Raw genomic sequence first — 9211 nt, 5'->3', positions numbered from 1 at the left:
GACGAGCCGCGATGGCGCCGGTAAACGCCCCCTTCTCGTGACCAAACAGTTCGCTCTCCAGCAATTCGGCCGGAATAGCGCCGCAGTTGATGGGCACGAAGGGGCCACTGCTGCGGGAAGAGAGTTCGTGAATAGCGCGAGCCACCACCTCTTTACCGGTACCAGACTCGCCGAGGATCAGCACGTTGGCATCGGTTTCGGCCACCTGGCTGATGAGGCGGCGTACCTCCTGAATCCCCTTCCCTTTGCCCACCAGCAAACGCAGCAGGGCCTGCCCCTTGTCATGGGTCTGCTGACGGGGATGCAAGGATACAAAGGCCTGACAGAAGTGCAGATGACGGGTGAGGGATTCATAGGTAAAGGGTGAGAGCGCGACCCCGATAAAGTTGCTGTTGGGCAGATCGGCCTCAACCAGCGAGAGAAAGGGGGTACGGGGGAAAGCGGCCAGCAACTCTGACAAGGGACGGTCGGTCAGCTCACCCACCAGCACCCCTTGCAGCGGACCGGAGGATTCGATGGCTACATCCAGATCGCTTTGTGCCACCTCCTGCCACGGGATCCCCATAAACGAGAGCACGGTTCCCAACTGTTGGCGCCGCTGCGCATCGGCATCAACAATCAACACGCCCATCTCCACCATATCCATTCCTCGCGATGTCCTGAACTAACTTATTGTTTTATTTAATGATAAAACAGCTACCGACTGTCTTTTTGCTGGCACACAAAGTGCCAAAATTCCGACGCATTGTCAAAAATTGTCGTATTCAGGCTAAGTGTATCGACAGAAACGAGAGATTAGATAAATTTTGCCGAGGAATTTTCTGCATTGGCGCCGTTAACAAACGCCGCCAATAGCGGAAAGAAAACTGCCCTCGTCAGAGGGCAGCATGGGACACGGTGAAGCGCATTCAGTGGCGATTATGGTGGTGCGGCGCCGCATAACGACACTCGGGAAAACGGCTGCAAGCCAGAAAGAGTCGACCGGCGTGGGGGCCTTTTTTCGCCTCCCGCTCCACCAGCGGCGCATCGCAGCGGGGGCAGTGGTGTACTTCATGCTCCTCGTCATCCTCTACATCGGCGAACAAACCATCGACCAGTTCACCCTCACTCTGCGGCGCCTCCACCATCCCCTTGGCCTGGATGGCGGGCTCGTGGAGCGACGCAGGCGAGATAGCCTCGGCATGGGCAGTGCGGCCACGCATCCCGGCACCGACATCCACGCCGTCCAGCAGCAGAGGGTTGAACGTCGGCTCGCGGCGCGCCCCGTGCGGCAGATCGTCGATCAATGGTTCGCTGGTTTTGACCAGCAGCGGCAGGATCTGTTCGCGCAGCTCTTCCACCAGATAGCTGGCACTTGCCGGGATCTGCAGCAACGGCAGACCGGCGCTGTCGCAGGCGGTTTTCAGAAAGAGATCCCGCGCCTTGCGCTTCTGGTGACGATGGGAGCTGTCATCGAGTTCGATGGCGCAGATAAAGGAGAGATCCGCGGGGTGGCAAAGCAGATAGTCGAAATGCTTGGCGCTGATCTTGTTGAAGTACTGCTGCCATTTGCTTTTGCCGATCCCGGCCTGCGGCGTCAGCACATCGGCCACCCGCACCTTGGCAAAGACCCGGGCCTTGTCACCCACCGCCAGATCCAGCACCCCGAGGAAGGATCGCTCGGCGGGACTGAACAGGGTCTCCTGCATATCATAGGGCAGGCGCTTTTGCTGTCTGCCTCTGCTCCAGAAGATCGCCAGCACAAGCAGCGCCAGCAACAACAATCCCGATAGGACAAGGGTATTCATGAGAGCACGATCCAGTTCACGACACGAAAGGGGAATCACTTTACCACAGCCGCCACGGAGCAAGGCAGCAGACCCGTGTATAGAAAGTGAAAAGTCCCGTCTTTTTATCTATTTGTCAGCAGGCGGGGGTTCATATGACCAGCCCCAGCAGGCACAATAGGGATAGAGCAAGAAATCCCATTTCAAGGAGAGCAGGATGCAAAAGCAATTGGTGGTCACCGTGATCGGTGCAGACAAACCCGGGATCGTCGAGAGTCTGGCTGCAGTCATCAGCCGCGAGCAGGGCAACTGGCTGGGCAGCGCCATGAGCGAACTGGCAGGCCAGTTTGCCGGAATCCTCCATGTCTCAGTCCCCGACGAGCACTATCGCAGCCTGTGCGAAGCACTGGCCCTGCTGCCGGGTCTGACCATCAGCTTTGCCGAAGGGACACCAACCACCGAGCCGGCTCATCAGGTAATGATGACGGTAACCGGCAACGACCGCCCCGGCATCATCCATGAAGTAGCCAGCATCCTGCGCCAGCTCGAGATCAACGTGGCCGATCTCACTACCGGCTGTGAGCCGGCCCCCCACTCAGGCGCCCCGCTATTCTATGCTCACGCGCTGGTTGCCTTGCCCGACGGACTCGCGATGGATGACCTGATCACCGCGCTGGAATCCCTCTCCGACGATCTGGTGGTCGACATAGACGAGGCGTTCAGCGAGCAGTAACAATAGTGTCATTTATTTGTCATATATTAACGCCATAACTGCCGCGCAGACGCGACCTGAAACAGAGGCACAAGATGAGCACCGACAAGCTGTATGAAGAGAAAGAGCTGAGCTGGCTCTCATTCAATGAACGGGTGTTGCAAGAGGCAATGGACAAGACGGTGCCCCTCATCGAGCGGGTTCGTTTTCTGGGAATCTTCTCCTCCAACCAGGATGAGTTCTTCAAGGTGCGGGTATCGGACGTCAAGCGTCGCATCCTCATAAATGAAGTACATGGTGGCGACGATGAAGCGAAAGTGCTGCTGCGCGCCATCCAGCAAAAAGTGATGGCGCTCGGTGAAGCGTTTGACAACACCTACAAGGAGCTGTTGATTGCGCTCGCTCGCCACAACATCTTCCTGGTCAACGAGAACCAGCTCTCCGATGCCATTCAGAAGTGGCTGCGGGTCTTCTTCAAGGAGAAGGTGCTGCGTCATATCATCCCGATCCTGCTCAACAAGGAGGTCAATCCGGTCAAATTCCTCAAGGATGAGTACACCTATCTGGCCATCGAGATGAAGAAGAACGGTCAGGTGATCCAGTACGCCCTGGTGGAAGTGCCGACCGACGACCTGCCCCGCTTCTTCCAGCTGCCGCCGGAAGGGACCCGCCGCAAGAAGCAGATCATCATTCTGGATAACGTCATCCGCTTCTGCCTCGACGAGATCTTCAAAGGCTTCTTCGACTACGACGAGATTGCCGCCTATGCGGTGAAGCTGACCCGGGATGCCGAATACGACCTCTCCGACCAGCTGGACTTGAGCCTGGTGGACAAGATGAGTGACGGCTTGAAGCAGCGCCTCACCGCAATGCCGGTGCGTTTCGTCTACGAGCGGGAGATGCCCGCCGCCATGATAAGCTTCCTGAAACTCAAGCTGCAGATCAGCTCCTACGACGCCATCATGCCGGGTGGGCGTTACCACAACTTCAAGGATTTCATCGGCTTCCCCAACGTGGGCCGTGACTATCTGGAAAACCCCAAACTGCCGGCCCTCGATTGCCGCGATTTTGACGGCTTCGTCAACGCCTTCGATGCCATCACCAAGCAGGATATTCTGCTCTACTACCCGTATCACAAGTTCCACCACTTCACCGAGTTGGTGCGCCAGGCGGCGTTCGATCCGGCGGTGAGCGCCATTCGCATCAACATTTATCGGGTGGCCAAGAAGTCGCGGATCATCCACTCCCTCATCGATGCCGCCAACAACGGCAAGAAGGTGACCGTGGTGGTCGAGCTGCGTGCCCGCTTCGACGAAGCGGCCAACATCGACTGGGCCAACATCCTCACCGATGCCGGGGTCAAGGTGGTGTTCGGGGTACCGAGCCTCAAGATCCACTCCAAGCTCTGCCTCATCACCCGCCACGAAAATGGCGAGGCGGTGCGCTATGCCCATATCGGCACAGGCAACTTCAACGAGAAGACCGCCAAGATCTACACCGACTTCTCGCTGCTGACCCGCAATCCTGATATCACCGCCGAAGTGGAAGGGGTATTTGAATACATCGAGTACCCCTATAAGCGTTACAAATTCAACCACCTGCTGGTCTCCCCCATCAACAGCCGCCGTCAGCTCTATCGCCTCATCGACAACGAGCTCTCCAACGCCAAGGCGGGCCAGCCGAGCGGCATCATCCTCAAGATCAACAATCTGGTGGACCGGGATCTCATCAACCGGCTCTATGCCGCCGGTCAGGCGGGCGTGCCGATCCAGATGATCATCCGTGGCATGTGCGCCCTGCGGCCGGGCGTGCCGGGTTTGAGTGACAACATCAAGGTGATCAGCATCATCGACCGCTTCCTCGAGCACCCGCGGGTGATGGTGTTCCACAACAAGGGCAACCCCCAGCTCTATATCTCCAGCGCCGACTGGATGAGCCGCAATATCGACGGCCGGATCGAGGTGGGCACCCCCATTTATGACGAGCGGCTCAAGCAGCGCATCATGGACATTCTCGAGCTACAACTGAGTGATACCTGCAAGGCGCGGGTCATTGATGCCGACCAGCAGAACGAATATGTGAAGCGGGGCAACCGCCGCAAGATCCGCTCTCAGGTGGCGATTTACGACTATCTCAAACGTATCGAGTCAAACAATGGACAATAGTCTCTACGCCGCCGTCGATCTCGGCTCCAACAGTTTTCATATGGTGATCGCCCATCTGAGCGAAGGGCGTTTTCGCATCGTCGATCGCATCAAGGAGCGGGTGCGGCTGGCGGAAGGGATGGATGAGCAGAAACGAATGAGCCCGGAGGCGATGGAACGCGGCCTCGCCTGTCTGTCGCTGTTTGCCGAGCGGCTCACCAACATCAAACCGGATCAGATCCGCATCGCCGGCACCTACACATTGCGCCGTGCCAGCAACGCGCGCGAGTTCGTCAGCGAAGCGGCCAAGGTGCTCAACCACCCCATCGAGATCATCAGCGGGCAGGAAGAAGCACGGCTCATCTATCAGGGGGTCGCCCATACCCAGCATATCGAGGGCCAGGTACTGGTGATCGATATCGGCGGCGGCAGCACCGAACTCATCATCGGTGAAGGGTTTGAACACAAGGCCCTCACCAGTCGCAAGATGGGCTGCGTCAGCTTTACCCAGAGCTTCTTTGCCAGCGGCAAGCTGAGCGACAAGCACTTCACCAATGCCGTGCTGGAGGCGCAGCACCAGCTCGCCCCCATCGTCAACCAGTACCGCAAGCTGGGCTGGCAGAGCTGTCTTGGCAGCTCAGGCTCCATTCGCACCGTGCGCGACGTGCTGCAAGGTGAGGGGCTGACCGATGGCAGTATTACGCTGGAGGGGCTGGAGCGGCTCAAGGCGCTGATGATTGAGCGCAAGCGAGTCGATAACCTCAAGCTGACAGGGCTTACCGAGGAGCGCCAGGAGGTGTTTGCCGCTGCGGTCGCCATCCTGCTCGGCCTGTTTACCTCGCTGCCCATCGAGCGGCTCGACTACTCTGACGGTGCTCTGCGCGAAGGGTTGCTTTATGAATTCGAGGAGCGCTTGCAGCACCACGATATTCGCGAGCGCACCGCACAAGCGCTCGGTACCCACTACCGGATGGACCGCAAACAAGCAGCCCGGGTGGAGCAGAGCGTGCTGACGCTGTTTGATGCCTTGCAAGAGCCCTGGCAGATGGAGATAGAGCCCTATCGCGCTATCCTCGGCTGGGCGGCCCGGCTGCACGAAATTGGCCTTGCCATCAACTACAGCGGCATTCATCGCCACTCCGCCTATATCCTGCAACATACCGACCTGCCTGGCTTCAACCAGGACGATCAGGCCCTGCTGGCAGCGCTGGTACGCTTTCAGCGCAAGGGGCTCAAGCTCTCCGAGCTGCCTCCCCTGCCCAACCACGACATGCAGACGGTGCTGCGCTGCATCCGCATCCTGCGCCTCGCGGTCGCCGCTCACCACAAGCGGCAGGACAACCTGCTGCCTGAGTGGCAAGTCGCGGTACAAGGGGATCAGCTGGTCGTGACCCTGCCGATCGACTGGTGCGAGGAGAACCGTCTCCTGATGCAGAATCTGGAGAAGGAGCATCGTTATTGCCAGGAGCAGGGCTGGCCACTGCTGTTCCAGCTCGGCTAAACCGGAAAGATAAATACAAAAGGCAGCCCACTGGCTGCCTTTTGCATCTCAATCTCCCGGTTACTGCAACTCGGGCAACAACCACTTGGCCATCTCGAAGTAGATGATAAGGCCGGTACCATCCACCAGCGTCGCGATGAATGGCGCAGAGACCACCGCCGGATCGATGCGAAAACGGCGCAGCACCATGGGAATAATGGATGCGACCGTGGCACTCCAGAGCACGATGGCGATGATGGTAAAGGTCACCACCATGCCAATCTGGGGACCGACGCCAAGACTCCATGCCCGCACCCAGGCCGCCATGGCAATGGCCCCCGAGATGAGCAGACCGGTGGAGAGCTCCTTTTTCAGCACGGTACCGAGATTGCGCAGACTCACCTCCCCGACCGCCATGGCACGTACTATGGTGGTGGTGATCTGGGTGCCGCTGTTACCGCCAGTACCAATCAGGAGCGGAATGAAGAAGGCCAGCGCGATGGCCGCTTCCAGCTGCTCCTCGAATGCCCGCAGCACGGTGCCGGTGTAGGCTTCCGCCACAAACAGGATAAGCAGCCAGCCCACCCGTTTGCGCCACAGCTGCCAGGGCGTCGCCTGCAAGTAAGGGGTATCGAGCGGTGATGAGCCCCCCTGCATCTCGGCATCCTCGGTGGATTCGAGCTCCAGAATATCCGCTGCATCATCGACGTGGAAAATACCGACCAGTCGCCCCTGATCCTCGACCGGCAATACCGACAGGTCGCGGTCGATCAGCAGGCGCGCTGCCAGCTCCTGATCCGCACGGGCGTTGATCCGCACAGTCTCCCGATCCATCAGGGTCGCGACACTGGCCAGCGGGTCGGCGATCAGCAAGGTCTTGAGGGAGAGGCTCCCTTGCAGACGACCATCCCCGTTGACCACATAGATATGGCGAAACAGCTGGGCATTGTCCCAGGCATCGTGGATCAGCTGTTTGGCGTGACCGACCGTGTCCTCCTCCCGCACCGCCAGATATTCGTGGCGCATGTTGGCACCCACCGACTCGGTGGGCCAATCCAGTAGGGAGTAATACATGGCCTGCGCCTGGGTCGGGAAGCGAGCCAGCAACATGGTGCGATCCTGACGACCCAGTTTGCGCAGGATGGCGACCATCTCACGGCGGGGAATGGCCTCCTGCAACACGCTGACGATGCTGCCATGGAGCCGCTGCAACAGGCGCCCGGCACTCTCGGCCGAGAGTGAACCAAGCAGTTCGGCCCCTTGCGGGATTGGCAGGGTATCAAAGATGCAGTTGAGCTCTTCCGGACGCAGGGTCAACAGTTGATCGGCGCGCTGAACCGGATCCAGATTATGTTCCAGCCAACCCTGCAGGGCGGCCAGATCGAGCAGTTGGTGACGGTTAAGAATGGTATGTGTTTTCTTCATCACAGATATCCTCATGTGATTTCAGGCGAGCCTGAATGCCTCCGAAAATAGCCGGAGGCAACGACAAGAAAACAGCAATTTGATTGACGAGTAATAGGCAGGAAATGACGCCGTTCGGCGTGTCATCATCCCCACGTACCAGCTTTAGCACTGTATAACGTATCCGGCATGCCGGAAGCCACTTGGGTTTACACCTTAATCCGATGAAAACTGTCCTGATCTTGGGCGTCTCTGGACGTCGTGAGATCAGTGGCCTGTGTTTATACAGGAGCCTCGCCTAACGAGATGCTGCAAATAATTCGCACAACCCTCTGTTGTGCGGGCGGCATGATTATCCAATCCCGCTGGGAGGTCAACCCCGCAACCACCATTAAATTGGCAACGGCAACAGCTTGTTACAATTGGCAGGAGATGACACGGAACCAATTTTCATAGTCTGGACAAAAGAAAAGGCCCCAAAGGGGCCCTTCTCTAATTAGCGAATATAGTCAAATAGCGTCAGACGGCTTATTTTGCTGAAAGAGAGTTGTGAGGCACTCAATGCCGCATCCTCTTTTGACAGCGCGGAAATCACTTCATAAAGGTCCGCTTCCGACACCTTGGCTCTCGCCTCGGCGTTGAGGGTACTCAATCCCTCATTGGAGCCCATAGCCTGCTCCAGACTGTTCATCCGGCCGCCCAACTCACCCAACCCATGGTCAATATTCAGGCGGGCATTTTTCATATGAACGGTGGCATCGGCTATTTTCTGCTCGAAGGTCTCGGCAGAAATAGCCGGATCTCGCAGAGCCGTAATAAAATCCGACATACCATTCAATATGTTGTCATTCTTCGGTGGATTAAGATCAAACTGCTCAGAACTGCCCGCAGGCGAGCTGACGGTCAACTCCAACCCATTGAAAGGGATCTTGGTGCCAGCAGTGTAGTTACCCGTTTGCAGCGTGTTGCCACCTGCATCCTTGATATCATAGGTATCTGGTGGGCCTATGGTGGTTGAAACTGTATAGGTGTTGCTGGGCAGTGCCGAGTTATAATTGGACTTATAGAAGTTATCAAAGTTACCCTGATCGCCTATCCCGACCTTGATATTTGCTGTGGTTGCACTGGCGGTTCTTCTGGTCGCCACAATTTCAAACAGATCCTGCCCGGAATCATTGGCAGCGATTTGTACTGTGGGTGAGACCTGAATATTTCGCTGACCAGGATCACCCTGATAAATATATTTTCCGTTGATGTCTTTTATATATGGCTGGGTCTTGCTCTGATTGCCACCAAATATAAATTCACCCGATGAGTTTTTGCTATTCATCAGGTCGAACATCTGCTGCTGCAACCCTTCAAGCTCGCTGGCGATGGCCTTGCGATCATCCATGCTGATAGCGCCATTATTTGACTTCTGGATCAGGGTCTGGGCACTGAGCATCGCCGTATTAAGAGAATCCAATACTGTCTCTTCATGCCCCAGGCTGTTTTCCAGCAAGCTGCCATTGACACTGTACTGCTTGAACAGGTCAATCTCCTTGGTCAGTGCCATCTTCTGACTCATCCCAGCGGGATCTTCTCCAGCTGTCTGAAATTTATTGCCGGTTTGCAGTTGTTGATAGGCAGTATTCAACCGCTCGTTGGCATTGTTGAGGGAATATAAATTCCGGTCGTAGATCATGTTAGTGGTGATGCGCATGAC

General features: G+C 57.1%; 7 protein-coding genes and 1 riboswitch. Of the genes, 3 read left to right on the top strand and 4 right to left on the bottom strand.

The window, feature by feature from the left end; translation table 11 throughout:
* Together AACR14_RS10570 and AACR14_RS10565 are read right to left on the bottom strand one after the other, a co-directional pair.
* The coding region (locus AACR14_RS10570; RefSeq protein WP_041201904.1) for a sigma 54-interacting transcriptional regulator at positions 1–640 on the bottom strand (640 nt) is incomplete at its 3' end.
* 268 nt (positions 641–908) lie between these two features.
* Positions 909–1787 carry a DUF2726 domain-containing protein gene (locus AACR14_RS10565; protein WP_019446143.1) on the bottom strand — a complete coding sequence of 293 codons (879 nt, stop codon included), beginning with the start codon at positions 1785–1787 and terminating at the stop codon, positions 909–911.
* 196 nt (positions 1788–1983) lie between these two features.
* On the opposite strand from AACR14_RS10565, the gene AACR14_RS10560 reads away from it, so the two are divergent.
* From AACR14_RS10560 to ppx, 3 genes are all read left to right on the top strand, one after another.
* Positions 1984–2499, top strand: coding sequence for a glycine cleavage system protein R (locus tag AACR14_RS10560; protein WP_019446142.1), 516 nt, complete (start codon positions 1984–1986; stop codon positions 2497–2499).
* A gap of 74 nt (positions 2500–2573) precedes the next feature.
* A complete protein-coding gene (gene ppk1 / locus AACR14_RS10555; protein WP_019446141.1) occupies positions 2574–4643 on the top strand; it encodes a polyphosphate kinase 1 in 2070 nt (689 codons plus the stop codon).
* Positions 4633–6123, top strand: coding sequence for an exopolyphosphatase (ppx, locus tag AACR14_RS10550; RefSeq protein WP_019446140.1), 1491 nt, complete (start codon positions 4633–4635; stop codon positions 6121–6123). The genes ppk1 and ppx overlap by 11 nt, the downstream gene beginning before the upstream one ends.
* Positions 6124–6183: 60 nt before the next feature.
* Here ppx and mgtE read toward each other — a convergent pair whose 3' ends face one another.
* Together mgtE and flgL are read right to left on the bottom strand one after the other, a co-directional pair.
* The gene (mgtE, locus tag AACR14_RS10545; protein WP_019446139.1) at positions 6184–7527 is read right to left on the bottom strand and encodes a magnesium transporter; all 1344 of its coding nucleotides are present in this window, start codon (positions 7525–7527) and stop codon (positions 6184–6186) included.
* Positions 7528–7649: 122 nt separating this feature from the next.
* A riboswitch (M-box (ykoK) riboswitch) is annotated at positions 7650–7819 on the bottom strand.
* Positions 7820–8002: 183 nt separating this feature from the next.
* Positions 8003–9208 (bottom strand): flagellar hook-associated protein FlgL, encoded by a 1206-nt coding sequence (flgL, locus tag AACR14_RS10540; RefSeq protein WP_019446138.1) that lies wholly within the window; start codon positions 9206–9208, stop codon positions 8003–8005.
* Positions 9209–9211 lie beyond the last annotated feature (3 nt).

The sequence above is a fragment of the Aeromonas sp. 159 genome (assembly GCF_963862045.1).
GTDB lineage: Bacteria > Pseudomonadota > Gammaproteobacteria > Enterobacterales > Aeromonadaceae > Aeromonas > Aeromonas veronii.
This window is presented reverse-complemented; position numbering and strand designations above follow the sequence as displayed.